At 68.7% G+C, this 24317-nt stretch carries 23 protein-coding genes; 16 read left to right on the top strand and 7 right to left on the bottom strand.

Going from position 1 to position 24317, the window contains the following annotated elements; genetic code table 11:
* Positions 1–23 precede the first annotated feature (23 nt).
* Genes HY058_09860 through HY058_09845 form a run of 4 tightly spaced genes read right to left on the bottom strand, consistent with a single transcriptional unit; the run spans position 24 to position 6678 of the window.
* Positions 24–2111, bottom strand: a complete 2088-nt coding sequence (locus tag HY058_09860) for a hypothetical protein (GenBank protein MBI3497594.1) — start codon at positions 2109–2111, stop codon at positions 24–26.
* Positions 2108–4852: a DUF4159 domain-containing protein gene (locus HY058_09855; GenBank protein MBI3497593.1), complete on the bottom strand. Its 2745-nt coding sequence runs from the start codon at positions 4850–4852 to the stop codon at positions 2108–2110. Before HY058_09855 ends, HY058_09860 begins: the two co-directional genes overlap by 4 nt.
* A 12-nt stretch (positions 4853–4864) precedes the next feature.
* The gene (locus tag HY058_09850; protein MBI3497592.1) at positions 4865–5728 is read right to left on the bottom strand and encodes a DUF58 domain-containing protein; all 864 of its coding nucleotides are present in this window, start codon (positions 5726–5728) and stop codon (positions 4865–4867) included.
* Positions 5729–5742: 14 nt separating this feature from the next.
* Positions 5743–6678: a MoxR family ATPase gene (locus HY058_09845; protein ID MBI3497591.1), complete on the bottom strand. Its 936-nt coding sequence runs from the start codon at positions 6676–6678 to the stop codon at positions 5743–5745.
* Between the two features lie 137 nt (positions 6679–6815).
* On the opposite strand from HY058_09845, the gene HY058_09840 reads away from it, so the two are divergent.
* From HY058_09840 to HY058_09820, 5 genes are all read left to right on the top strand, one after another.
* The gene (locus HY058_09840; protein MBI3497590.1) at positions 6816–7373 is read left to right on the top strand and encodes a DUF1285 domain-containing protein; all 558 of its coding nucleotides are present in this window, start codon (positions 6816–6818) and stop codon (positions 7371–7373) included.
* Positions 7322–7972: a CoA pyrophosphatase gene (locus tag HY058_09835; GenBank protein MBI3497589.1), complete on the top strand. Its 651-nt coding sequence runs from the start codon at positions 7322–7324 to the stop codon at positions 7970–7972. Before HY058_09840 ends, HY058_09835 begins: the two co-directional genes overlap by 52 nt.
* On the top strand, positions 7972–8253 hold the full coding sequence (locus HY058_09830; GenBank protein MBI3497588.1) for a hypothetical protein: 282 nt from the start codon (positions 7972–7974) through the stop codon (positions 8251–8253). The genes HY058_09835 and HY058_09830 overlap by 1 nt, the downstream gene beginning before the upstream one ends.
* Positions 8254–8265: 12 nt before the next feature.
* Positions 8266–9549 (top strand): CCA tRNA nucleotidyltransferase, encoded by a 1284-nt coding sequence (locus HY058_09825; protein ID MBI3497587.1) that lies wholly within the window; start codon positions 8266–8268, stop codon positions 9547–9549.
* 160 nt (positions 9550–9709) lie between these two features.
* Positions 9710–11488 (top strand): adenylate/guanylate cyclase domain-containing protein, encoded by a 1779-nt coding sequence (locus tag HY058_09820; GenBank protein MBI3497586.1) that lies wholly within the window; start codon positions 9710–9712, stop codon positions 11486–11488.
* A gap of 120 nt (positions 11489–11608) precedes the next feature.
* On the opposite strand, the gene hemF is transcribed toward HY058_09820, so the two are convergent.
* Together hemF and HY058_09810 are read right to left on the bottom strand one after the other, a co-directional pair.
* The gene (hemF, locus tag HY058_09815) at positions 11609–12460 is read right to left on the bottom strand and encodes an oxygen-dependent coproporphyrinogen oxidase (GenBank protein MBI3497585.1); all 852 of its coding nucleotides are present in this window, start codon (positions 12458–12460) and stop codon (positions 11609–11611) included.
* Positions 12457–12954 carry a tRNA (cytidine(34)-2'-O)-methyltransferase gene (locus tag HY058_09810; GenBank protein MBI3497584.1) on the bottom strand — a complete coding sequence of 166 codons (498 nt, stop codon included), beginning with the start codon at positions 12952–12954 and terminating at the stop codon, positions 12457–12459. Before HY058_09810 ends, hemF begins: the two co-directional genes overlap by 4 nt.
* A 224-nt stretch (positions 12955–13178) precedes the next feature.
* On the opposite strand from HY058_09810, the gene petA reads away from it, so the two are divergent.
* The 6 genes from petA to HY058_09780 all read left to right on the top strand — a co-directional run bounded on the left by petA (position 13179) and on the right by HY058_09780 (position 17996).
* Positions 13179–13715, top strand: coding sequence for a ubiquinol-cytochrome c reductase iron-sulfur subunit (gene petA, locus HY058_09805; GenBank protein ID MBI3497583.1), 537 nt, complete (start codon positions 13179–13181; stop codon positions 13713–13715).
* A gap of 14 nt (positions 13716–13729) precedes the next feature.
* Entirely contained in the window at positions 13730–14986 is a 1257-nt protein-coding gene (locus HY058_09800) for a cytochrome b/b6 (GenBank protein ID MBI3497582.1), read from the top strand.
* A complete protein-coding gene (locus tag HY058_09795) occupies positions 14986–15738 on the top strand; it encodes a cytochrome c1 (GenBank protein MBI3497581.1) in 753 nt (250 codons plus the stop codon). Before HY058_09800 ends, HY058_09795 begins: the two co-directional genes overlap by 1 nt.
* A 222-nt stretch (positions 15739–15960) precedes the next feature.
* On the top strand, positions 15961–16848 hold the full coding sequence (locus tag HY058_09790; GenBank protein ID MBI3497580.1) for an S-methyl-5'-thioadenosine phosphorylase: 888 nt from the start codon (positions 15961–15963) through the stop codon (positions 16846–16848).
* Positions 16849–16869: 21 nt separating this feature from the next.
* Positions 16870–17721 (top strand): VOC family protein, encoded by an 852-nt coding sequence (locus HY058_09785; protein MBI3497579.1) that lies wholly within the window; start codon positions 16870–16872, stop codon positions 17719–17721.
* A gap of 44 nt (positions 17722–17765) precedes the next feature.
* Positions 17766–17996: a sulfurtransferase TusA family protein gene (locus HY058_09780; protein ID MBI3497578.1), complete on the top strand. Its 231-nt coding sequence runs from the start codon at positions 17766–17768 to the stop codon at positions 17994–17996.
* 150 nt (positions 17997–18146) lie between these two features.
* On the opposite strand, the gene HY058_09775 is transcribed toward HY058_09780, so the two are convergent.
* The gene (locus HY058_09775; GenBank protein ID MBI3497577.1) at positions 18147–19535 is read right to left on the bottom strand and encodes a formimidoylglutamate deiminase; all 1389 of its coding nucleotides are present in this window, start codon (positions 19533–19535) and stop codon (positions 18147–18149) included.
* 43 nt (positions 19536–19578) lie between these two features.
* On the opposite strand from HY058_09775, the gene HY058_09770 reads away from it, so the two are divergent.
* From HY058_09770 to HY058_09750, 5 genes are all read left to right on the top strand, one after another.
* Positions 19579–20796: an imidazolonepropionase gene (locus HY058_09770; protein MBI3497576.1), complete on the top strand. Its 1218-nt coding sequence runs from the start codon at positions 19579–19581 to the stop codon at positions 20794–20796.
* 71 nt (positions 20797–20867) lie between these two features.
* Positions 20868–21584 carry a hypothetical protein gene (locus HY058_09765; GenBank protein MBI3497575.1) on the top strand — a complete coding sequence of 239 codons (717 nt, stop codon included), beginning with the start codon at positions 20868–20870 and terminating at the stop codon, positions 21582–21584.
* Between the two features lie 172 nt (positions 21585–21756).
* On the top strand, positions 21757–22473 hold the full coding sequence (locus HY058_09760) for a hypothetical protein (GenBank protein ID MBI3497574.1): 717 nt from the start codon (positions 21757–21759) through the stop codon (positions 22471–22473).
* A gap of 143 nt (positions 22474–22616) precedes the next feature.
* On the top strand, positions 22617–23537 hold the full coding sequence (locus HY058_09755; protein MBI3497573.1) for a sulfite exporter TauE/SafE family protein: 921 nt from the start codon (positions 22617–22619) through the stop codon (positions 23535–23537).
* A 26-nt stretch (positions 23538–23563) separates the two neighbouring features.
* A complete protein-coding gene (locus tag HY058_09750) occupies positions 23564–24277 on the top strand; it encodes a TIGR02186 family protein (GenBank protein ID MBI3497572.1) in 714 nt (237 codons plus the stop codon).
* Positions 24278–24317: the final 40 nt, after the last annotated feature.

Genomic DNA, 24317 nt, shown 5'->3' with positions numbered 1-24317 from the left:
CGCCCCCCCGCCGCGGCGCCGGACTAACGTCCTTCGCGGCGCCACGCCAGCATGAGCGTGCCGAGCGCGATGGCCAGCACCAGGAAGGCCGGCAGCAGCGGCACCTCGTCGACCCCGGTCACCATGAAATCGCCATTGGCCTTGAGCCCGATCCAGCCGCGGCCCGCCGCCTGCCGCCCCGGGCGGATGCGGCGGATGTCGGGCAGGCCGTCGGCCAGCCACTCGACGCCGCCGCCGGTGGCGGCCGCGATCGGGGCGAGCTTGGTCTCGGTCGCCCGCATGTCGGAGAACTCCAACGGGTTGAGCGCGCCGACCGCGGCAACCGTGGTGAGGGTGCCGTCGCTCAGGCGATAGAGGCCGGGGCGCTCGACCGTGAGGCTGCCGACGGCGCGCCCGGAGGGATCGTCCGTCATCGGCACCGAGGCGACCTCGCCGTCCGGCTTCGTCACCTCGACCGGCCGGTCGTCCGGCTTCAGGCTGCGGCGGGTGATCTGCAGGCGGTTGCCGACGACCTGCGCCTTCAGATCGTTCTCCTCCAGCTCCGGCTCCTTCATCAGCCAGTGGGCCAGCCGGCGCAGCAGCTCCGCTTGCGGCCCGCCGCCTTCGTAGCCGCGGGTCCAGAGCCAGATGTGGTCGCTCAAGAGCTGCGCCACGCGCCCCTTGCCGACCCGGTCCAAGACCAAGATCGGACGCTGGCCGATGCCCTGCATCACCACCTCGCCGCGGTGCGGGTCGGCATCGATGTGGCGGAACCAGCGCCCCCAATCCGGTAGGTCGGTGCCCATGCCGGCGCCGGGCAGGTCGGCGGTCACCGGGTGCCGGTGGCCGACATCGGTCAATTTCGGCTTGAAGCCTTCCTCGAAAACGACGCCGTTGGGCTCGGCCGGAAGCACCTGGCCCAAAGGCGAGCGATAGAGGCTGAGGCCCGTCGCATAAGGCGGGCCCGCGGCATCCAGGAGCGCACCGCCCTTCTGCACATAGTCGGCGATGTTGCTGAGATAGATGCGGGGCAGGATGCCTTGCCGCTGGTAGCGATCGAAGATGATGAGGTCGAACTCGTCGAGCTTGAGCTCGAAGAGCTCGCGGATCGGAAAGGCGATCAGCGACAGCTCGCGGATCGGCGTGCCGTCCTGCTTCTCCGGCGGCCTCAGAATGGTGAAATGCACGAGATCGACCGACGGATCGGCCTTCAAGAGGCTGCGCCAGGTGCGCTCGCCCGCATGCGGCTCGCCCGAGACCAGGAGCACCCGCAGCCGGTCGCGCACGCCGTTGATGGCGATGACCGCGCGCTTGTTGTCCAAGGAGAGCGGGTTCGCTCCGGGCTCGACCTCGAGCTCGATCACGGTCTGGCCGCCATGATCGAGGGTGAGCGTGATGTCGGTGTCGCGCCCGACCGGAACCGTGACGCGCTGCTCGCCGGCGCCGTCGCGCCGCAAGGTCAAGCCCACGGTCTGGCCGGGCACAGCCGCGGTATCCTCGACTCTGACGGTGATGGTGACGGGCTTGCCGACGAGCCCGTAGGCGGGCGCGCGCGCCACCACCAGGCGCCGATCGGCCTCGTTGCGGTGCCCGGCGATCAAGGCATGGAAGGGTGCCGTCAGCTGATTGCCGGATGGCGGGTTCGGCACGTCGTGGATCTGCCCGTCGGTGAGCGCCACCACGCCTGCCAGCCGCTGGCGGGGCACGTCGGCCAGCGCCCGCTCGAGGGCGCTGAACAGCCGGCTCCCATCCTCGCTTCCGGTCGTCGGGCCGACGACGCTTCCGGTCAACGGCACGATGCGGACTTCGAGCCCCGCCATCGTCGCCAGACGCCGGGTCAGCTGGTCGAGTGCGGATTGCACCTGCTGGCGACGATCGCCGATCTGCATGCTCGGCGTCTGATCGACGACGACGACGGCCACGTCGGGCCTGGCCTCGCGCCGCTCGGACACCAGCGACGGATTGAGCAAGGTCAGCCACAGCGCCGCGGCGGCGATGGTTCTGAGCGTCGTGCCGCGAGCGCGGGCAAAGATGCCGAGAGCAAGCACCGTCAGCGCCAACAGACCGAACAGAGCCACCGTCCAGAGCGGCAGCGCCGGCGCGATGGCGATGTGCAGCCCGGCCGCGGTCATTGTCCGATCCGCTCGAGGATGGCGGGCACGTGCACCTGGTCGGCCTTGTAGTTGCCGGTAAGCGCGTACATGACGAGATTGACGCCGAAGCGATATGCCATCTCGCGCTGCAGCTCGCCGCCGGGAACCACCGGCAGGATGCCGCGGCCGCGGCCGTCCATTGCCCAGGCGCCGCCCCAGTCATTGGCGCCGATGATGACCGACGATACCTCGTCTTCGCCGCGCGCCCGCGTCGGCTCCACCCAGACCTGGCCGCCGACGAAGCGCCCGGGAAACTCGTTCAGCAAGTAGAACGCCTTGGTCAAGACATGGTCGGGCGGCACCGGCGTCAGCGCCGGCATGTTGAGGCCGCGCACCAGCTCGCGCAGCCGCTGGGCGCCGGGCCCGGCGCCGAAGGGATCGGCCACGGTCTCGGCCTGGTCGCGGGTGTCGAAGAGAATGGTGCCGCCATTGTGCAGGTAGGTGTCGAGCCGCTGCACCGCCTGGGGCGAAAGCAGACGCTGCTGGGCGCTCATCGGCCAATAGATGAGGGCGAAGAAGGCGAGCTCGTCATTCTCCACATCCACACCCATGGGCTGGTCGGGCTCGAGCGCGGTGCGCCGCGACAGCACCAGGGTCAAGCCTTCGAGCCCGGCGCGGCTGGTGTCATCGAGCTGGCCGTCGCCGGTGATCACATAAGCCAAGCGCGGGCGCAGCGTGGCATCGAGGGCGAAGATATCGGCGGGGCTGGCGCCGGCGCCGCGTTGGGAGCGGGTCTGCGCCAAGGCGGCACCGTGGCCGAAGAGGAGGAGCATGAGCGCCAGGGAGGCCGCGCGCATGCCGGCGGCGCGGCCAGGCAAGAGCCCGCGCAGCGCCAGCCCAATGACGGTGTCGGCCAACAGGATGGCGAGCGCCAGCGCCAGCAGCCACGGCTTCAGATCGACCTCCTGGGCGCGCGCATAAATGACCCTGGCGACGCCGTCGGGCGGTGCCGGCATCGCCTGCAAGCTCGGCACCGAGGGCGCCAGGTTGAGCGTTCGTCTGACCGTGTCGGTGCCGTAGAGGCCGGGCGGATTGGTCGGGCCGACCTGCCCGTCCGCCGGCAGCACCGCCACGGTGGCCGGCGGCTTTTCCGACCGTCCGAAGCCATCGAGGGTCTCGATCGCCGGCAGCGAGGCGGTACCGGAGCCGCCGACCACGCCCTGGCTCAGCGCCACCAGCCGTCGCAGCATCTCCACGAACAAGCCCGATAGCGGCAGGTTGGACCAAGCGGGACTGGCGGTGGTGTGCACCAGCACCACCCAGCCGGAGCCGCGCTTCTCAGCGGTCACGATCGGCGTGCCGTCGGCGAGCCGCGCCCAGGTCTTCTCGTTGAGGTCGATGACCGGCTGCGCCAGCACCTGGCGCGAGACGGTGACGTCGGGCGGCAGCACCAGAGTGGCGAAGGGCGAGCTGGCATCGAAGGGCGCCAGATTGGCCGGACGGCTCCAGGACAAGGCGCCGCCCAAGGCCCGGTCGCCGCGCCGGAGCCTGACCGGCACCAGATCGTCATCGCCATTGGCGAGCTTCGGCCCGGCGAAGCGCAGCAGCACGCCGCCATTGTTGATCCAGGGGTCGAGCTGGGCGCGCTCGTTCGGCGGCAAGGCGCCGCTGTCGGGCAGCACGATCACCGCCAGCTCGCGCTTCAGCAGCTCCAGGAGCGGCCCGCGCCGTACCTCGCTGAAGGGTGAAAGCGCCCGATCGATGTAGTGCAGCTCGTCCAGGAGCGGCTGCGAGGCATCGAAGGCGGTGCCGCCGACGAGGCCCACGGGCCGCCGGCGCCAGCGCTCGTCCAGGAGCACGACGGCGCCGGCCGAGGCTTCTCCCTCGAGCTCGATGCGCGCCACCTGATTGCGCAGCTCGGTCGGCAAGGCGAGCTTGGTCTCGGCCTTGAGCCCTTCGGCGCCGAAGCGCGCCGGCTCGAGGGCGAGCACGCGGCCGTCACCGGCGAGCGCCCTGAGCTTGAGCTGCGTCTCGCCGGCGGCGGCGGCGCGGAGCGTCGTCACCACCAGGTCGTTGCCATTGCCCGAGGGCGGCTGCAGGAGATGCGGCAGCACGTCGGCGCGGTCGGTGAAAAGCGCGAGCCCGCCCAGATGCTGCAGCCTCTCCATGAGGGAATTCTGGGCGCTGCCGCCGGCGACGCCGTCGGCGAGATAGGCGGCGTGGGCCGGGCCGGGAAGCACGAGACGGTCGATCGCCGCCTGCGCTGCGGCATGGTCGGGGAGCCAAGGTCTCGGCTGGAGGGCCTGCGCGATGGCGCGCGCGTCGGCGGCGCTGATGATGCCGGAGGAGCGCCGGCCTTCCTCCGCACCGGCCGCCGTGGTGATGAGCGCCACCGGCCGTCCCTCGCGCTCGGCCTGGTCGATGAGATCGACGAGCGCCCGGCGGTGATCGACCCAACGCGGCGCTGCCGCCCAATCATCGTCGATGACGAGCACCAAGGGTCCGCTGCCGGCGAGCCTGGCACCCGGATTGAGCAGCGGCTGGGCGAGCGCCAGGATAACCGTCGCCGCCAGCGTGAGGCGGAGCAGGATGAGCCACCATGGCGTGCGTGCCGGCGTCTCCTCCTTCGGACGCAAGAGATAGAGGAGCCGGATCGCCGGAAACAGCAGCCGCTTCGGCGCCGGCGGGGTCACCCGGAGCAGGAGCCAGATGATCGGCAGCGCCGCCAGTGCGGCCAGGACCCACGGCGAAGCGAAAGCGATGGATCCGAGGGTCAGCAACCGCCGCGACTCCTAGTTTATGGGCAGCCGCGCCAACGCGGCATAGAGCGATAGCAGGCCCCGCTCCGGCGTGCGGTCGGTGTGGTGCATGCCGTAGTACCAGCCGGCCGCGCGCGCGAGCTCGGCGAGACCCGCCTGATGCTCGCTCATGCGGCTCACATAGTCGCTGCGCACCGACTCGACCCGCGGCACCAAGGCCGGATCCTCGCCCTCGAGACCCTCGAAACGCACGCGTCCGGCAAAGGGCAGCGTCTCTTCCGCCGGATCCAGCACCTGCAGGATGTAGCCGCGCACGCCGCGGCCGAGGAACCGGGAGATGAGCTGGCGCATCTCCTCGAGCGGCGCCAGAAAGTCGCCGATGAGGACCAGCTCGGCGTGGCGCGGCAGCGGCTCGAAGCCGGGCAGGCCGGATGCGGCGGCGGCGACGGGCTGCTCGATGACGTGGGCCAACCGACCCAAGGCGACACGGCCGGTGGCGGGCGGAATGCCGTGGCCGAGCGCTGCCACATGCTCGCCGGCGCCGATCAGCAGCACGGTCAACGCCAGCAGCAGGAGCTCGGCACGCTCGCGCTTCAGCGGCAGCGAACGCGCCGAGCGATAGGCCATCGAGGCCGAGCCGTCGCGCCACAGCCAGACGCTCTGGGCCGCCTCCCACTCGGTCTCGCGCACGAAGGCGCGGTCGGTTTTCGCCGACTGCCGCCAGTCGATCGCCTTCGCCGGGTCGCCGGGCGCATAGGGGCGAAACTGCCAGAAGGTCTCGCCTTGACCCACCCGACGACGTCCATGCACGCCTTGGGCGACGGTGGAGGCGACGCGCTGGGCAGCCACCAGGAGCGGCGGCAGCGTCGCGGCTAGCTGTTCGGCCCGCTGCCGCACTGGAATGGGGCGGTCTATGCCAAGGGCTCGCACAACCGGTCGATCACTTGATTGATGGTGATGCCTTCGGCCCGGGCGGCGAAATTGAGCGCCATGCGGTGGCGCAGCACCGGATGGGCGAGCGCCAGCACGTCGTCGATCGACGGCACCAGGCGGTCGTCGAGCACGGCCCGCGCGCGGCAGGCCAGCATGAGGGCTTGGCTCGCGCGCGGTCCCGGGCCCCAGGCGACATGACGCGAAACGTCGTCGATGCCGGAGGTATCCGGGCGGCCGGCGCGCACCAGCGAGAGGATGGCCTCGACCACGCTCTCGCCCACGGGCATGCGGCGCACCAGCCTCTGGGCCGCCTGCAAATCGGCGGGACGCATCACCGCCACCGGCTTCTCCTCATCCGCCCCGGTGGTCGCGATCAGCATGCGCCGCTCCGCATCGATGTCGGGGTAGCCGACGTCGACCTGCAAGAGGAAGCGGTCGAGCTGCGCTTCCGGCAAGGGATAGGTTCCCTCCTGCTCGAGCGGGTTCTGGGTCGCCAGCACATGGAAGGGGATGGGCAACGGATGATATTGGCCGGCAACCGAGACGCGCTTCTCCTGCATCGCCTGCAGCAGGGCCGACTGGGTGCGCGGGCTCGCACGGTTGACCTCGTCCGCCATCAAGAGCTGGCAGAAGACCGGCCCCTTGATGAAGCGGAAATGGCGGCGGCCGGCATCGGACTCTTCCAGGACCTCGGATCCCAGAATGTCGGCAGGCATCAGATCGGGCGTGCACTGGATGCGCTTGTCCTCGAGGCCGAGCACGATGCCGAGCGTCTCGACGAGGCGGGTCTTGGCCAGGCCCGGCACGCCGATCAAGAGACAATGGCCGCCGGACAGGAGCGTGATCAGCGCCTGGTCGACGACCGCCTCCTGGCCGAAGATCACCCGGCCGATACGCTCGCGCACCAGCGCCATCCGCTGGCCGAGCGCTTCGACTTCGGCGACCAGCTCCGGGGCGGGCGGACCGGATGGATTGGCGGAGAGGGTGCTGCTCACGGTATGGGGTATCCTCGGCCTGATGAGTGCGCGCGAAATAAGGGAACGCCGTTAGCATGACCCAGCGATCCCGCGATGCCAAGGAGCTTGGCGGACCGACGCAAGGCGGGCGGCCGACGCTGCCCATCGATTGTGGCGACTTCGAGATCCGAATCGGCGCCGATGGCACCTGGTATTACCGCGGCTCGCCGATCGGCCGAAAACCGCTGGTTCGGTTATTTGCCAGTGTGTTGAGCCGCGATGAAGCCGGCACCTATTGGCTCACCACGCCGGTCGAGCGCGGCCGCATCGAGGTCGAGGACTCGCCCTTCATTGCCGTAGAAGTGAACGTCGCCGGCTCCGGGCGTGGACAGAGCCTGATCCTGCGAACCAATCTCGACGAGGAGGTGGAGGTCGGGCCGGAGCATCCGATTCGAGTCGACCTCGACCCTGTCACCGGCGAGCCCAGGCCTTATATTCTGGTCAAGGGCCGTCTCGAAGCCCGCATTCTAAGACCGGTCTATTATCATCTGGTCGAACTGGGAGGAGAGGAGAGCATCGGCGATAAGCCGACGTTCGGAGTATGGAGCAAAAACACCTTCTGGCCCCTGGGCAGCCTCGAAGCTCCGAGCTGAGCCCGGACCTGGCCGCGCTAAGGCGCGCCTTCATCCCACGGCCGGGCAATGAGGCGGCGCGACGCGGCGACAACGACCTGAATTTTGACATGGCGTTGCCGGCGAACTTGCGCAAGGCGGCCGTCCTGGTGCCGTTGGTGCAGCGGCCGGGCGGCATGACGGTCCTGTTGACGCGCCGCACCGATCACCTTCCCGACCATCCAGGCCAGATCAGCTTTCCTGGTGGCCGCATCGAGGCGAGCGACGCCAGCCCGGAGGCGGGAGCGCTCCGCGAAGCGCTGGAGGAGATCGGGCTGCCGGCAGAGCGGGTCGAGATCCTGGGCCGGCTCGATATCTACCGCACCCGCACCGGCTTCGAGATCACGCCCGTCGTCGGCGTGGTGAGCCCGCCCTTCGAGCTCGTTCCCGACAGCCACGAGGTGGCCGAGGTGTTCGAGGTGCCCTTCGCCTTCGTCATGGACACCGCCAACCACCAGCGTCACAGCCGCGAATGGAACGGCCAGCTTCGCACCTTCTACGTGCTGCCCTACGCTCATTATCATATCTGGGGTGCTACGGCTGGCATGCTGGTCAACCTGGCGGAACGGCTGAGGCTGTGATGGCGCGCATTCTCGTCACCGTCGTGCTGCCGCTGCTGTTGCCGACCATGGCTTATTTTGGCTGGTTCTACATGGCGCTGCGCCGCGCGCAGCTCGCCGGCCAGCCCGAGAAGGCGCCGCGGCTGGGCGATGTGCCGTGGACGGTGCTGGCGCTCACCGGCGTCATGATCGCCGCCCTCGGCCTGTTCGCTCTGGCGGTGTTCGGCGGCGCCAAGCCCGGGGCCCATTACACGCCGCCCCGGATCATCGACGGCCGCGTCGTCCCCGCCGAGACGAACTAGCCCCGTATCACCATGGAGCCCGCCGGCCGCCTGGAGCCGCTCCCCGGCTGGATGCAGGACCCGCCGACGGCGGCGGTGCTGGAGGCGCTGGCCGCCGAAGGTGCGGCGGTGCGCTTCTGCGGCGGCTGCGTGCGCGATGCGATCTTGGGGCTGCCGCAATCGGACGTCGATCTCGCGACCCCCGATGCGCCCGAAACGGTGATGCGGCTGCTGGCGCGCGCGGGCATCAAGGTGGTGCCGACCGGCATCGCCCACGGCACGGTGACCGCGATCATCGGTGGCCGGTCGTTCGAGATCACCACCTTGCGGCGCGACGTCGAGACCTTCGGACGGCATGCGCGGGTCGCCTTCACCGACGATTGGCAAGCCGATGCCTCGAGACGCGACTTCACCATCAATGCGCTCTATGCCGATGCGGACGGCACGCTCTACGACCCGTTCGGCGGCCGTGCCGACCTCGTTGCCGGGCGGGTGCGCTTCGTCGGCGAGGCTCGCCGCCGGATCGAGGAGGATGTGCTGAGGATCTTGCGGTTCTTCCGCTTCCATCAGCGCTTCGGCCAAGGCGAGCCGGATCCGATGGCGCTCGCCGCCTGCAGCGAGCTGGCGCACCTGCTGCCGAAGCTCTCCGGCGAGCGGGTGCGCGCCGAGCTCTTCCGCATCCTCATCGGGCCCGATCCGGCGGCAAGCCTAAAACTGATGCACGCGGCCGCGGTGCTGGGGCGGATCCTCCCCGAGGCGGCGCCGACCACGGCTTTGGCGCGCCTGGCGGAACTCGAGACCGACGAGCGCTTGACCCAGAGCCCATTGCGGCGTCTTGCCATCGTGCTGCCCGCCGACGTCGCCGCAACCGAGCGCGTCGGCGAACGCCTCAGGCTCGCCAATGCCGAGATGCATCGGCTTGCCGCCCTGGCGCGCGAGCGGGGGGCGATCGATCCGAAGGCCGATGCGGCCGCCCGGCGCCGGCTGCTCTATCGGCTGGGCGCCTTGCTCACCGGCGATCTCGTGCTGATCGCCTGGGCCGAGTATTCGCCGGAGCGGATCCAGGCGGCGGTGGGCGGATTTCGTGCTTGGCTGACCGCGGCCGAGTCCTGGACTCCGCCGCATCTGCCGATTGGCGGGGCGGACATCGTGGCCCTCGGCATCCATCCCAGCCCCAGGGTCGGCGCGCTGCTGGCAGAGCTCGAAGCGTGGTGGATCGACGGCGATTTCCAGGCCGACCGCACCCTCTGCCTCGCCCAGGCGGCGCGTCTGGTGGGCGCCGCCCCGGCCGGCGCCGCCGGTTCGGATCCTCCATAGAACTTGGCCAGCGTCCTCGCTCTTCGCGTAATATGACGGCGGCGGGGGTGGATTTCGGGACGAGGTGAGAGCTCATCGTCAACCCGGCCCTCCCCTGCTGGGTCGGGGCCGCACCCAGCGCATCAGGGGGCCGCGCCCCTCATTTTGACAGGCTCCGCGGATGGCTACGGGCAACTTCCTCATCTACGCCACGATCGGCGGACAATCCTCGATGATCTCCCGCTTCGGCCTCGAGGAGGAGGAGAAGGCGCTCGCCTACGCCAAGCAGATCTTCGAGGAAGGCAAGGCCAGTGCCGTGCGCGTGACGGTCGAGGTCGCCGATGCGCAGACCGGCCGCAAGACCACCAATACCGTCGTCGTACACCGGCGCGAGGACAAGCCGAAGGCGGTGGATTCCAGAGCGGCTTCTTCTGCCGGCGCGAGCAAATCCGCCGGCGGCGCCGCCGGCGGCGCGGCGCTCGAAGAGGTCGATGAGCGCGATGCGGCCGTCGGCACGGCGGCGCCGCGTGCGGCACGAAGTCGCAGCCGTTCCGCCGATTCCGGGGGCCAGGCTCGCGCCGGCGGCGGCGCGCGGCCAAAGGCCGGTGCCGGTGCCGGCGCGGAGGGGCAATCGGCGGTGCGGAAGACGCCGCCGAGCAGTGTGCTTATCATCAAAGGCGCCTCGGCGGCCGCCGGCGCCGGGGTCGTCAGCGTCACCACCTACGCGCTCGCCTCGGCCCTGTTCGCCGCCACGCTGTCGCACGGCACGCTCGTCGGCGGCGCGGTGCTCGGTTTCGTCATCGGCTATTTCTGGTTTTGGCGGATGCTGCTCACCGCCGAGGAGGCCGCGCAGATTCGCGCCATCTTCTCCCCGTCGCGTGGCCGCGGCGAACGCGACGCCCTGATCATGCCTTCGGCTCTGGCGCCGCGCCGCCCGGCCGAGGATAAGGGAGCTTCAGCTTCCGAACCCGCCCCGACGACCACCGCGGAGAGCGAGGAAGCCGGCAAAGCGGAAGTGTTCACGGTCAAGCCCGAACGTCTCCTCCTGCTGCAGGAGTGCGACGAGGCGGTGATCGCCTACCTGCACGCCTCGCTGGCCCGGGTGATCGAGCGCGGGCGCCACGTCACCGACAACCGGCTCGATCCCTACAGCACCTTCGGCTGCCACCTGTTCTACGCCGGCGCCTGCGAAGGCATCGCGCGCGAGAAACGGCTCGACCAATCGGAAGTGCGCTGGCTCTTGGCGAAGTCGCTGGCGAAGATCGCCTTCGATCCCGATGGCTCCAGCAACTTCGCGCAGAACTATCAGGAGTACCTGGCGCAGCCGAAATATCTCGACATGTTCAAGGCCGGCATCGACGGCATCCAGGCGCATCTCCAAGGCCAGAAGTCCGACGAGCCGGCGCTCATCGCCGCCCTTGACCGCTGGAACGAGGCCGAGACCAAGTCCGCCAGGGCGGATTTCGTCGCCGTGCTGTTCACCGACATCATCGGCTCGACCGCGTTCACCCAGACCCACGGCGATCAGGCGCAGATGGAGCTGGTCGAGGCGCACAACCAGGCGGTCCGCCAAGCGCTCCGCGACAATGCCGGGCGCGAGATCAAGCACACCGGCGACGGCATCATGGCGGCATTCAACAAGGCGCAGGAGTCCGTCGCCGCCGCGGTCCAGATCCAGCGGGCGGTGGCCCAGCACAATCAGAGCGGCAGGCCGCCGGAGCTGCACTTGAGGATCGGCGTCAATGCCGGCGAGCCGATCGCCCAAGGCAGCGACCTCTTCGGCTCGACCGTGCAGCTGGCCGCGCGCGTCTGTGGCGAGGCCGGGACGGATGAGATCATGGTGGCGAGCGTGGTGCAGGGCCTCTGCGCCGGCAAGTCGTTCACCTTCGAGAGCCGCGGCCAGCGGCAGCTGAAGGGCTTCAAGGAGTCGGTCGAGATCTTCGCGGTCGCTTGGAAATAATGCGGGCTCGTGTGATGATTCCGAAGTTCGTTGGCGAACTTCGGAATCATCACACTAGATTCAATTGATTAGTGGCCCGCTTATCTCTGAAATTCGCTGACGAATTTCAGAGGCGGGACACTATGGCCAAGCGACGGCGGGCGGCAGGCTCATCAGGATCGCCTCGACATTGCCGCCGGTCTTCAGGCCGAACAGCGTGCCGCGATCGTAGAGCAGATTGAATTCGACGTAGCGGCCGCGGCGCACGAGCTGATGGCGCCGCTCCTCCTCGGTCCAGGGCCTGTCCATGTGCCGGCGCACGATCGCCGGGTAGGCCTCGAGAAAGGCCAGCCCGACATCGCGGGTGAAGGCGAAGTCGCGCTCCCAATCGCCGGTATCGAGATTGTCGAAGAAGATGCCGCCGACACCCCGCTGCTCGCCGCGATGGGGAAGATGGAAATAGTCGTCGCACCATTTCTTGAAGCGCGGGTAGTAGTCCTTGTCGTGGCGCGCGCAGGCGCTCTCGAGCGCCCCATGAAAGGCCGCCGTATCGGCCTCCTCGGGAACCATCGGGGTGAGATCGGCACCGCCGCCGAACCAGCCCTTGGTGGTCACGATGTGGCGGGTGTTCATGTGCACCGCCGGAACCAGCGGCGACTGCAGATGGGCAACGAGCGAGATGCCCGCGGCCCAGAAGCGCGGATCCTCCGCGGCACCCGGGATCTGCTTGCGAAACTCCGGGGTAAGCTCGCCATGGACGGTGGAGATGTTGACGCCCACCTTCTCGAACACGCGCCCGCGCATGATCGCCATCACCCCGCCGCCGCCGCCTGGCCGTTCCCAGGCCTTGCGCTCGAAGCGGCCGGGGGCGAGCTCGGAGCCGGGATTGCGGCATTGGTCCTCGAGGGCTTCGAAGGCGGCGCAGATCCGCTCGCGGAGCTGGCCGAACCACTGGTTCGCCGCCTCTTTCCGCTCGCTCGCGGGATCGTTCATGTCTCGTCCATCGGGGTTGGCGATGGGGCAGGCCCGGGGAAGCCCCCAGGGAAGCCGGCGGTCTGCCTCAGCGCCTCGCCTAGCACCATCGCGGCGGCTACGGCAATGTTGAGCGAACGGGAGAGAGGCTGCATCGGCACCTTGATCCGTGCGTCGGCGAGGGCGTGCACCGAGGCCGGAACGCCCGCACTTTCGCGCCCGAGCAGCAGCGCGTCGCCCTCCGCGAAGGCGAAGTCGGTATAGGCTTGGGCGGCCTTGGTCGTCAGCAGCACGAGCCGGCCGGGCGGCCGCGCCTCGAGAAAGCGCTGCCAAGAGGTATGGCGGAGAAGCCGCACCTGATCCACGTAGTCCATCCCCACCCGCCTCAGCCGGCGGTCGTCGAGGACGAAGCCTGCGGGCTCGACCAGGTCCACCGGAACCGCCAGGCACGCCGCCAACCTCAGGATGGCGCCGGTGTTCTCGGCAATGTCCGGTTCGTAGAGAACTAGACGCATCGAGTCCGCCTTCTTCCAGGGCGCCGGCAGCCTTCGTCGGCAGCCTCGAGCGCAAGCCCCACGAGGCCGCGGCGGCGACCCGTTCGGGGCATGAATCGCCAGCGTCCTCAGTGTCTTGCGTCATAGTGTCGCACAGTCCGACAAGGCCGTGAAACTAGGTTAGGTTCCAGCCGGTCTCACAGGGGCCCTGCCGATGTGAGGGGGGCCGCGTTAGGGGTGGATTCATGGCGACTGCGCACGACGCGAAGGGCGAGACCCGGCGCGACTTTCTCTTCTTGGCGACTTCGGCCATGGGCGCGGTCGGGGCGGCGTCCCTGGCCTGGCCGTTCATCCACTACTGGAACCCTTCGGCCGACGTGCTGGCGCTATCGACGGCGGACGTCGATCTGAAGCCGGTGGCCGTCGGCCAGGCGATTACGGTCTTGTGGCGCGGCAAGCCGGTGTTCGTGCGGCACCGCACACCGGAAGAGATCAAGACCGCCGCCGATGTGCCGCTGGCCGAGCTGCCTGATCCGGAACCCGACAGCAAGCGCGCGCCAAAACCCGAGTGGCTGATCATGGTGGGCGTGTGCACGCATCTCGGTTGCGTGCCCCTGGGTCAGAAGCCGGCCGATCCGAAGGGCGAGTACGGCGGCTGGTTCTGCCCCTGCCACGGCTCGCAATACGACACCTCCGGACGCATCCGCAAAGGCCCGGCGCCGGCGAACCTGCCGATCCCGCCCTACGCCTTCCTCGACGACACAACCATCCGCGTCGGATAGGGGCCCTCGAGACCATGGCAGAGCCAACCTTCAAGAACGGCCTGGTGCGCTGGATCGACCACCGGCTGCCGGTCTTCACCTTCATGCAGCACGAGCTGCACGAGTACCCGACACCGAAGAACCTGAACTACCTTTGGAACTTCGGCTCGCTGGCCGGGATCATGCTGGTGATCATGATCGTCACCGGCATCTGGCTGGCGATGCACTACACCCCGCATGCCGACCTCGCCTTCAGCTCGGTCGAGAACATCATGCGCAACGTGAACTATGGCTGGCTCATCCGCTACATCCACATGAACGGCGCCTCGATGTTCTTCATCGCGGTGTACATCCATATCTTCCGCGGGATCTATTACGGCTCCTACAAGGCGCCGAGAGAGCTGTTGTGGATCATCGGCGTGGTGATCCTGCTGTTGATGATGGCGACGGCGTTCATGGGTTACGTGCTGGTCTGGGGCCAGATGAGCTTCTGGGGTGCCACCGTCATCACCAACTTGTTCTCCGCCATTCCCCTGGTCGGCCCGAAGGTCGTCACCTGGCTGTTGGGCGGCTTCGCCGTCGACAACGCGACGCTCAACCGCTTCTACTCGCTGCACTACCTCTTGCCGTTCGTCATCGTCGGCGTGGTCGTGCTGCATCTGGTGGCCCTTCACCGGTTCGGCTCCAGCAATCCCATCGGTATCGACACCAAGGGCCCGCAGGACAGCATCCCCTTCCATCCCTACTACACGGTGAAGGATCTCTTCGGGCTCGGCGTGTTCCTCATCGTCTATGCCGCGATCGTGTTCTTCTGGCCGGAGATCTTCGGCAATCCGGACAACTCCATCCCGGCCAACCAGTTGTCGACGCCGTCGGAAATCGTGCCGGAATGGTACTTGCTGCCGTTCTACGCGATCCTGCGTTCGATCCCGAACAAGCTCCTGGGCGTCATCGCCATGTTCAGCTCGATCCTGCTGCTGCTGATCCTGCCTTGGCTCGACACCAGCCGGGTGCGCTCGGCGCGGTTCCGGCCGGTGTTCAAGTGGTTCTTCTGGGTCCTGGTCGTCGACGCGCTGGTTCTGGGCTGGGTCGGCGCCAACCCGCCGAGCGGCGCGTTCCTCATCGTCGGCCGCATCGCCACCTTCTGGTACTTCTTCCACTTCCTCATTCTAACGCCGCTCTTGGGCAAGCTCGAGCGACCGCTGCCGCTGCCAACCTCGATCAACGCCCCGGTCTTGGCCGGCGGTGCCGGTATCGCCGGCGCCAGAGCGGCACCCATGGAGAAGCCGTAATGCGCCGCCTCGCCGCCGCTCTCGCCGTCCTGGCGCTCACCTTCGGATCAGCGAAAGCCGCGGAGGAAAGCCGTCCGGCGAAGCAGCACTGGTCGTTCGACGGTCTCTTCGGCACCTTCGACCGGGCGGCCCTCCAGCGCGGCTTCCAGGTCTACAAGGAAGTGTGCTCGGCCTGCCATCCGATGACCTATCTCGCCTATCGCAACCTGGCGGAGATCGGTTTCGACGAGGAGAACATTCGCGCCATCGCCGCCAGCGTCGAGGTGCAGGACGGCCCCAACGACCTGGGCGAGATGTTCACGCGGCCCGGACGACCCTCCGACAGCTTCGCCAAGCCTTATGCGAACGACAAGGCCGCCCGCGCCGTCAACAACGGCGCGCTGCCGCCCGACCTCTCGAAGATCGTCAGCGCCCGCCCGGGCGGCCCCGACTATCTCTTCGCCATTCTCACCGGCTACGGCGAGCCGCCGGCCGAGGTGAAGCTGTTGGAGGGGATGAACTACAACGCGGTCTTCCCAGGCCACCAGATCGCCATGCCGCCGCCGTTGAATGAAGGCAGCGTCACCTTCCAGGACGGAACGCCGGCGACGGTGGCTGAGGAGGCGCGCGACGTCACCACCTTCCTTACCTGGGCCTCCGAGCCGATCCTCGAGCAAAGGAAGCAGCTCGGCTGGAAGGTGATGCTCTACCTTCTCATCCTCACCGGCATGCTCTACGCGACCAAGCGCAAGGTCTGGGCCGATATTCACTGAGCCTCGGACCCGACGCCGCGCCGAACCGATCGGGCCACCTCTGGGTGGCCCGTTTCGTTCGGGTCGGGCCACCCAGGGTGGCCCGTCTCACTCAGATCGGGCCACCCAGGGTGGCCCGTTTCGTTGGTGCCCTCTAGGAATTCGTCGGCCCTCATCCACGCTTGCCGGGAGCCGGCATTGTTGAAAAACTCCCCAGCTCGCATTGGGGGCAGGGAGCCATCCATGGCAAAGGCCGAGAACAAGGCGCTGGTCGGCATCATCGGCGGCAGCGGCGTCTACGACATTCCAGGTCTGACCGACATGCGCTGGCAGACCGTGCACACGCCCTGGGGCGATCCTTCCGATCAGCTCATGTTCGGCACCCTCGACGGGCAGCCCCTGGTCTTTCTGCCGCGCCATGGACGCGGCCATCGCCATGCGCCGAGCGACATCGACTACCGCGCCAACATCGACGCCTTGAAGCGGGTCGGCGCCACCGACGTGATCTCGGTCTCGGCGGTGGGCTCGCTGCGCGCCGATCTGCCCCCCGGCAGCTTCCTCGTCGTCGACCAGTTCATCGACCGCACCTTCGCCAGGGCCAAGAGCTTCTTCGGCAAGGGTTGCGTGGCGCATGTCTCCATGGCGCATCCCGTGTGCGGCAGGCTCGGCGATCACCTCGTCGCCGCCGGCCAGGGCCTCGGCCTCGATGTCAGGCGCGGCGGCACCTACATGGTGATGGAAGGCCCGCAATTCTCCTCGCTGGCGGAATCCAATCTCTACCGCAGCTGGAAATGCGACGTCATCGGCATGACCAACATGCCCGAAGCGAAGCTCGCCCGCGAGGCGGAGCTCTGCTACGCCACCGTCGCCATGGTCACCGACTTCGATTGCTGGCACCCGGACCACGACCATGTGACGGTGGAGTCGGTGGTGAAGGTGCTCTTGGGCAATGCCGACAAGGCCCGCGCACTGGTGAAGGCGGTGGTGCCCAGATTGGCCGCGCATCAGGGGCCCTGTCCGAAGGGTTGCCGCACGGTGCTCGATCACGCCCTCATCACCCATAAGGACGCCCGCGATCCCGAGCTGGTGGCCAAGCTCGATGCGGTGGCCGGCCGCGTGCTCGGTGGCTGAGGCGATGCCCGGATTAAACCAATGACTGCCCCGATCCACGGCGTCGATCATCTGCAGGTGGTCGCGCGCGATCTCGAGATGGCGAAGCGCACCTGGGCCAGGCTCGGCTTCACGCTGACCCCCCGCGGCCGCCACCAGGGTCGCGGCACCGGCAACTACTGCATCATGCTGAACGAGGGTTATATCGAGCTCATCGGCATCGTCGACGAGAAGGCGGACACCCGCAATCTCGAGCGCCACCTGGCGATCGGCCCCGGCGCTATCGGGCTCGCCTTCGGCTCGGCCGATCCCGAGGCGGCCGCCTCGCTGTTGGCGCGCGAGGGCTACCGGCCGGTCGGCCCGACCGATCTTGCCCGCGGGATCGAGCTCAAGGAGGGCGAGCAGCTCCTGCGCTTCCGCCTGGTCAATCCGGCGGACGGCACGGTGCCGGGATTTCGCGCCTTCGTCTGCCATCACACCACGCCCGCGCTCACGCGCCGCCCGGAATGGGTGAGGCACGCCAACGAATCGATCGCGGTCGAGCGCTACACCATTGCCGCCGCCGAGCCCGGGCCGGTGGTCGAGCTGTTCCAGCGCTGGTTCGGCAAGCATGCGGTCGACACCGTTTGCCGCCACCCCGTCGTCGACACCGGCCGGGAAGCGATCGAGATCGTGCCGCCCGCATCGCTCGCGAGCCGCTTTCCGGGCGTGGAGGCGCAGGCGACGCGGCCGCTGCCTTGCATCGTGGCACTCACGCTTCGCGTCAGCGACATCAAACGCACCAGAGCCGCTCTGGAATCGACCGGCGTCGACCCCAAGCCCGGCCCCAAGGAGACGCTCATCGTGCACGCGGATGAAGCGACCGGGGTGATCGTCAGCTTCGTCGGCGGCTGAGCGCCCTTGGCCACCCAGAGTCCATGCCTTAAGGATCGCCGGTGATGGCCGACACCCCAATCCTCGACACCAAGGGCCTGAAGTGTCCGCTGCCGGTGCTCCGCGCGCGCAAGGCGCTGAAGGACGTGCCGCCCGGCGGCAAGCTCGTCGTGCTGGCGACCGACCCCGGCGCGGTCAAGGACTTCCAGGCCTTCTGCCGCGCCGCCGGCCACGCGCTCATCACCTGGTCGGAGGCCGACGGGGTCTACACCTTCGAGCTCGAGCGCGCGCGGTAGACCAAGTCCGTTCAAGGGATGCCCCCACCCCAGCCCTCCCCCGCCTTCGGCGAGGGAGGGAGTCGAGACGGACCTCCTGCTCCCTCCCCCATGCGTCAGCGTGGGGGAGGGTCGGGGTGGGGGCAATCGGAGTCACACGAAACGCGCACCTTAGACGCCGAGAGCCTGCATGGTCCGGCGAAAGCGGGAGCGGACGGGCTCGCGCGCAAGATGCCTACCGTCCCGGACCTGCCATCGGCCGCCGACCATCACGTCCTTGACCGGGTTCGCGTTGCCGGCGAACACCAACGCATCGAGGAGCCGGTCGCCGGTCTTGCCGGCCAGGGTCGGCGACTCGGGATCGAGAACCACGAGATCGGCCCGCGCGCCCGGGGCGAGCCGGCCGATGGGGCGGGCCAGGGCCTGGGCGCCGCCGGCGAGCGCCCGGCGATAGAGTGCGGCACCGACCGAGCCGCCGGGAGATCCCAAGAGGTTGCGGCGCCTCAGAACGAGGCGCTGGCCATATTCGAGCCAGCGCAGCTCCTCGATCGGGCTCGTTGAGATATGGCTGTCGGAGCCGATGCCGATGGCCCCGCCGGCAGCGAGATAGGCGCCGGCCGGAAACACCCCGTCGCCGAGATTGGCCTCCGTCGTCGGACAGAGCCCGGCGACGGCGCCGCTGGACGCCAGGCGCTGGATCTCGGCCTCGTTCATGTGGGTGGCATGAACCAGGCACCAGCGCCGATCGACCGCCTGGTGCTCGAGCAGCCACTCGACCGGGCGCATTCCGCTCCAGGCCAGGCACTCCTCCACCTCCCGCGTCTGCTCGGCTACGTGGATATGGATCGGCGCCGCGCCGTCGAGCCTGCCGATCCCGGCGACGGCCTCGCTCAAGGCTGCCGGCGGCACCGCGCGAAGACTGTGCGGCGCGATCCCCACCTTGAGCTGCGGATCGTCCTTGTGCCGCTGGAAGAGCGCCGCCGCCAGCTTGAGAAATCGATCGGGGGTATTGAGAAACCGGCGTTGGGCCGGACCCGCCGGCTTGGCTCCGAAGCCGCCGCTGACATAGAGCACGGGAAGCAAGGTGAGCCCGATCCCCGTGCTCTCAGCCGCGGCGATGATGCGCTCCGATAGCTCCGCCGCGTCGTCATAGGCCCGGCCATCGGGCGCGTGGTGCAGGTAATGGAACTCGCCCACGGCGGTGTATCCGGCTTCCAGGAGCTCGACGTAGAGCTCGGCCGCCACCGCTTCGATCTGATCGGGACCCAGGCGCTCGACGAAGCCATACATGACCTGCCGCCACGTCCAGAAATCATCGTCCCCGGCGCCTCGATGCTCGGCCAAACCCGCCATCGCCCGCTGGAAGGCGTGGGAATGCACATTCGGCATGCCGGGGATGACCGGACCCGAAAGGCGCTGGGCTCCCTCGGGCGAGGCCCCCGCCGTCACCCGGGCAAGCCCGCCGTCGCCGGCAATCTCGAAGCGTACCCTCTCGGTCCAGCCCTCGGGCAGCAAGGCCGCGGCGGCGAACAGCGAGGATGAAGGGGAATTTCCGCTCATGGCCGGGCTAGATTAGAGGCCGGTCTCCCGGGAGCGAAGCCTGATGTGGGATGCGATTTGGCTGAATGCGCGGCTGGCGACCATGGTGCCGGGGCGGCCCTATGGCGAGATCGCCGATGGCGCGATCGCGGTCGAGGGCGGCCGCATCGCCTGGGTCGGTGCCCGCGCGGAGCTCACGGGGCCTCCCGAAAGGTTGGCGCGCACGGTCATGGATGCGCGAATGCGCTGGATCACCCCCGGCCTCGTCGATTGCCACACCCATCTCGTCTATGGCGGCGATCGCGCCCGGGAATTCGAGCTCCGTTTGCAAGGTGCGAGCTATGAAGACATTGCGCGCGCCGGCGGCGGCATTCGCTCGACCGTGGCGGCGACCCGGGCCGCCGACGAGGCAACCCTCTTGGCGAGTGCCCGGCGTCGGCTGCAGGCGCTGATGGCGGAGGGCGTCACCACCATCGAGATCAAAAGCGGCTACGGCCTCGATCGGCCGACCGAGATCCGCATGCTCCAGATCGCCCGCAAGCTGGGCCAGGAATCGGGTATCACCGTCTCCACCAGCTTTCTCGGCGCCCATGCGCTGCCGCCGGAGTTCGAGGGCCGCGCCGATGACTACATCCACTTCCAAGCCGAAGAGGTCCTGCCGGCGGCGGCGGCCGAGCATCTCGTCGACGCGGTCGACGCGTTTTGCGAGCGGATCGCCTTCAGCCCGGCGCAGACCAGGCGAATGTTCCAGGCGGCGCGGCGGCTGAGCCTGCCGGTCAAGCTGCATGCCGAGCAGCTCTCCGACCAGGGCGGCGCCTCGCTCGCGGCCAGTTTCGGGGCCTTGTCCGCCGATCATCTGGAGCACCTCTCCGAGCAGGGGGCGGCGGATCTGAAAGAGGCCGGCAGCGTCGCCGTGCTGCTGCCGGGCGCCTACTATTTCCTGCGCGAGAGCAAAGTGCCGCCGATCGACCTCCTGCGTCGCCTCGAGGTGCCGATGGCACTCGCCTCCGACTGCAATCCCGGCAGCTCACCCATGACCTCGATCCTCATGGTGCTCAACATGGCTTGCACCCTCTTCCGCCTCACCCCGGAGGAGGCCTTGGCCGGCGTCACCCGCAACGGCGCCAGGGCGCTGGGTCTGGCAGCCCGATGCGGCACGCTGGAAGCCGGCAAGGCGGCCGATTTCGTCCTCTGGGATGTCGAGCGGCCGGCGGAGCTCGCCTACCGCATCAGCTTCAATCCCCTCTACCAGGTGGTGCGGGGCGGCGGCGTCTTGCGCTAGAATTGCCAGGCGAAGGCGGCGAGACCGTCTTCCGAGTTTCCAGCCACTGCAACCAGGCTCGGATCGAATCGATGGGTCGATGCCTCCTCATGGCGTTGCTGCTCGCCTTGCTGGGAACGCCGGCGGCGCTGGGGCAAGCCCCCCCGGCGCAACCGCCGAGGCCCGGGCAAGCCGCCCCGCTCCGCACCGGCGAGTGCGCCTTGCTGCCGGGGGGCAAGGCGCCGGTCGCCCACATCGCCGACGTGGCCACGCCCTTGTCCCCGCGCAGCCTGGACCTGATCTATTTCGGCAAGCGCCTGGTGGATCTGACCGAGGCGGACTTCCAGCGCATCGGCGAGCTGTCGCAGAAATGCGGACCGGGCGAGGGCATCCTCTCCGAAGAAAAGCTGCAGAAGCTGCTGAGCGTGGTGCGCGAGGCGCAAAAGACGCGCGGCGGCACCATCGCTTGGGCGAAGCAACGCATGGCCGAAGTCGAGGCGCTGCCCGTCGGGCGGGCGCGCTTGACCCGGCTCAACGAGCTCTGGACCGAGCTCAGCCTGCATGAGTCGCAGATGACCCGGGAGGATGTCGACGGCTTTGCCGCCTGGATCGCCCGCGAGCAGCAGGCGCTTTACGACGCAGCACCCGGTCAGCGTCCGGCGCAGCGGGCGACCCTGCCGCCAACAGCACCGCCAACAGCCGCCCAGACGGGGGCGGGGCAGCCGGCGGCAGCCCTGCAGGCGGCACCGGGCCCGGCGGGCCCCCCGCCGCCGGCGCGCCCCCGCAAGCCCGGCGGCGAGGAGGGTTGAGGGAGCGGAGCTGGTATCGATGGTCGGCACCCCGCGAACGGCTCCGGTGCGGCTCAACCATCTTGTGTGATGATTCCGAAGTTCGCGGTCGAATTTCAGCGGCGGGAGACTAGCGCAAACGCAGCAAATATTGATATAAAATGCTCCATCCCGTTGGGATGCGGAACGGACCATGGGTCGGTGCTTCGCCTTAGGGCTGATCTTGCTGCTGGCTTCGCCAGAGATGGCGGCGGCGCAAGGCTCGCTGAGCCAGCCGCCCAGACCGGGCATCGCGCTGCCGCCCCCTGCTCCCCCGCTCAACGCGGGAAAGAAAGCCGATTGCAAGCTCCTGCCGGGGGGCAAGGCGCCGGTCGGTCCGATCGCCGACCTGCCGGCGCCGCTGTCGCCGCGCAGCCTCGATCTCGTCTATTACGGCAAGCGGCTCGCCGATTTGACCGGCGCGGATTTCCAGCGGATCCAAGAGCTCTCCAAACGCTGCGGCCCGGGCGATGGCATCCTGCCGCCCGACAAGCTGGAGCGCCTGCAGGGTGTCGTCCGCGAGGCGCAGACGGCGCGGAGCGTCACCATCGCCTGGGGCAAGGAGCGGATGGCCGAGGTCGAGGCGATGCCGGTCGGCCGCCAGCGCCTGATGCGCCTCAACAACCTCTGGATCGAGCTCGAAGCGCGCGAGACACAGATGACGCGCGAGGACGTCGACGGGTTGGCCGCCTGGATCGCGCGCGAGCAGCAGGCGCTCTACGACGCGGCACCGCGCTGGCGGCCGCAGCGCATCCCGGCGCAGTCCGCCACCCAGCAAGCCGTGTCGACGGTCATCCAGCCGGTCTTGGAGGTGCGGTTGCCGCCCGCTGCGGGCCGGCCGCGCCGGCAGGGCGGCGAGGATGAGGATTGAGCGGTCGCTAATCCGCGGAGCCGACTCTTAGCCCAGGAGCCCGCGGCCGGGGCTCCCCACCCCCACGGACGTTTGCGCTTCGCCGGCGTTCGGCGCAAAATGCCGGCCCTCGCGCGGCCCCAGCGGCTCAACACTCAGGCCCGATGCACGTCTATCTGCCGATCGCCGAAATTTCGGTGAACACTATTCTCGTCGTCGGTCTCGGCGGGCTCATCGGCATCGTCTCGGGCGTCTTCGGTGTCGGCGGCGGCTTCCTCCTGACGCCGCTCTTGCTGTTCATCGGCGTGCCGGCGCCGGTGGCGGTCGCAACCGGGTCCAATCAGATCGTCGCCGCGTCGTTCTCCGGCGCGCTTGCCCATTGGCGCCGCGGCAACGTCGATGTGCCGATGGCGCTGGTGCTGCTCTGCGGCGGCCTGGTCGGCGGCGGCTTCGGCGTGTGGCTGTTTGGCGTGCTCCGCCGGCTGGGACACATCGACCTCGTCGTCTCCTTCACCTATGTCGTGCTCCTGGGCTCGCTCGGCTTGCTCATGCTGCAGGAGAGCATCCGCACTTATCTCCGGCTGGCGCGCTCCGGCGGCAAGCCGCGCCGGCTGCATCAGCACAATTGGCTGCATGGATTGCCGCTGAAGATGCGCTTCCGCAAATCGCGGCTCTATATCAGCGCGCTCTTGCCCTTGTCGCTCGGTCTCGGCATCGGGCTGATGACGGCGATCATGGGTGTTGGCGGCGGCTTCCTCATGGTGCCGGCGATGATCTATCTGCTCGGCATGCCGACCGCGATGGTGGTCGGCACCTCGCTCCTGCAGATCGTGTTCGTCGCCGGCGCCATCACCTTCCTGCAGGCCTGGCAGAACCAGGCGGTCGACGTGGTGCTCGCCTTTCTTCTCATCATCGGCGGCGTCATCGGCGCGCAGATCGGCACCAGGATCGGCTCGCGGCTGAGGGGCGAGCAGCTACGCGGGCTGCTCGCGGTCACCGTGCTGGTCGTCTGCCTCAAGCTCGCGTTCGACCTCATGGTGACGCCTGCCGACCGCTATTCCGTCGCCGTGATGCTGCTGTCGTGAGGCTGCCTCTCGCAGCGCTGGCCGCCATGGCTCTCATTCTTGCCCCAGGACCCGCGCCGGCGCAGCCCTTGGTCGCCGATCTCGCCGATCACCTGGTGGCGATCACCGCCGGCTTCACCGGGGCCGAAGTCGTCATGTTCGGCGCCACCGACGGGCCAGGCGAGGTGGTGGTCGTCGTCAGCGGGCCGTCGCGGCCTGTGGTGGTCCGCCGCAAGGGAAGGTTCTTCGGCGTCTGGATCAACCGGCAGGAGATGGCGTTCGAGGAGGCGCCGTCCTTTTACGCGCTGGCATCCAGCAAGCCGATCGACGACATCCTGCAGCCGAGCCTCTTGGATCGCTACCAGCTCGGCCTCGAGCATTTGCGGCTGCTTCCGCCCAATCCGGAAGCGCAGCGCGACGATCTACCGGAGTTTCGCGCCGCCCTCGTGCGCAACAAGCAGCGCGAAGGGCTCTACGTCGCCGATGCTGCCCGCGTCACCTTTCTGGGCGAGCAGCTGTTCCGCACCAAGATCTCCTTCCCGGCCAATGTGGCGACCGGAACCTATCAGGCGCAGGTCTATCTCGTGCGCGATGGGCAGGTGGTGAGCGCGCAGACCACACCGCTCCTCATCAGCAAGATCGGCGTCGGCGCGGAGATCTACGACTTTGCCCAAGAGCTTTCCATGGCTTATGGACTCGTTGCCGTGTCGATCGCGGTAGTGGCAGGATATCTTGCTAGCCTGGCCTTCCGCCGGAGCTGAAAGGCGAAGCCCGAACCCATGAGCACTACGCCAGTTGCGC

This window comes from Pseudomonadota bacterium (assembly GCA_016195085.1).
Lineage (GTDB): Bacteria > Pseudomonadota > Alphaproteobacteria > SHVZ01 > SHVZ01 > JACQAG01.
The sequence above is the reverse complement of the archived record's forward strand: the minus strand, read 5'-3'. Positions and strand labels throughout refer to the sequence as shown.

What these genes read in the sequence shown, in the direction of transcription:
- HY058_09860 (MBI3497594.1), bottom strand. Translation starts at nt 2,111, where the DNA reads ATGACCGCGGCCGGGCTGCACATCGCCATCGCGCCGGCGCTGCCGCTC.
- HY058_09845 (MBI3497591.1), bottom strand. Translation starts at nt 6,678, where the DNA reads ATGGCGCTGGTGCGCGAGCGTATCGGCCGGGTGATCTTCGGCCAGGAG.
- HY058_09840 (MBI3497590.1), top strand. Translation starts at nt 6,816, where the DNA reads ATGACCCAGCGATCCCGCGATGCCAAGGAGCTTGGCGGACCGACGCAA.
- HY058_09835 (MBI3497589.1), top strand. Translation starts at nt 7,322, where the DNA reads ATGGAGCAAAAACACCTTCTGGCCCCTGGGCAGCCTCGAAGCTCCGAG.
- HY058_09830 (MBI3497588.1), top strand. Translation starts at nt 7,972, where the DNA reads ATGGCGCGCATTCTCGTCACCGTCGTGCTGCCGCTGCTGTTGCCGACC.
- HY058_09825 (MBI3497587.1), top strand. Translation starts at nt 8,266, where the DNA reads ATGGAGCCCGCCGGCCGCCTGGAGCCGCTCCCCGGCTGGATGCAGGAC.
- HY058_09820 (MBI3497586.1), top strand. Translation starts at nt 9,710, where the DNA reads ATGGCTACGGGCAACTTCCTCATCTACGCCACGATCGGCGGACAATCC.
- hemF (MBI3497585.1), bottom strand. Translation starts at nt 12,460, where the DNA reads ATGAACGATCCCGCGAGCGAGCGGAAAGAGGCGGCGAACCAGTGGTTC.
- HY058_09810 (MBI3497584.1), bottom strand. Translation starts at nt 12,954, where the DNA reads ATGCGTCTAGTTCTCTACGAACCGGACATTGCCGAGAACACCGGCGCC.
- petA (MBI3497583.1), top strand. Translation starts at nt 13,179, where the DNA reads ATGGCGACTGCGCACGACGCGAAGGGCGAGACCCGGCGCGACTTTCTC.
- HY058_09800 (MBI3497582.1), top strand. Translation starts at nt 13,730, where the DNA reads ATGGCAGAGCCAACCTTCAAGAACGGCCTGGTGCGCTGGATCGACCAC.
- HY058_09795 (MBI3497581.1), top strand. Translation starts at nt 14,986, where the DNA reads ATGCGCCGCCTCGCCGCCGCTCTCGCCGTCCTGGCGCTCACCTTCGGA.
- HY058_09790 (MBI3497580.1), top strand. Translation starts at nt 15,961, where the DNA reads ATGGCAAAGGCCGAGAACAAGGCGCTGGTCGGCATCATCGGCGGCAGC.
- HY058_09785 (MBI3497579.1), top strand. Translation starts at nt 16,870, where the DNA reads ATGACTGCCCCGATCCACGGCGTCGATCATCTGCAGGTGGTCGCGCGC.
- HY058_09780 (MBI3497578.1), top strand. Translation starts at nt 17,766, where the DNA reads ATGGCCGACACCCCAATCCTCGACACCAAGGGCCTGAAGTGTCCGCTG.
- HY058_09775 (MBI3497577.1), bottom strand. Translation starts at nt 19,535, where the DNA reads ATGAGCGGAAATTCCCCTTCATCCTCGCTGTTCGCCGCCGCGGCCTTG.
- HY058_09770 (MBI3497576.1), top strand. Translation starts at nt 19,579, where the DNA reads ATGTGGGATGCGATTTGGCTGAATGCGCGGCTGGCGACCATGGTGCCG.
- HY058_09765 (MBI3497575.1), top strand. Translation starts at nt 20,868, where the DNA reads ATGGGTCGATGCCTCCTCATGGCGTTGCTGCTCGCCTTGCTGGGAACG.
- HY058_09760 (MBI3497574.1), top strand. Translation starts at nt 21,757, where the DNA reads ATGGGTCGGTGCTTCGCCTTAGGGCTGATCTTGCTGCTGGCTTCGCCA.
- HY058_09755 (MBI3497573.1), top strand. Translation starts at nt 22,617, where the DNA reads ATGCACGTCTATCTGCCGATCGCCGAAATTTCGGTGAACACTATTCTC.
- HY058_09750 (MBI3497572.1), top strand. Translation starts at nt 23,564, where the DNA reads ATGGCTCTCATTCTTGCCCCAGGACCCGCGCCGGCGCAGCCCTTGGTC.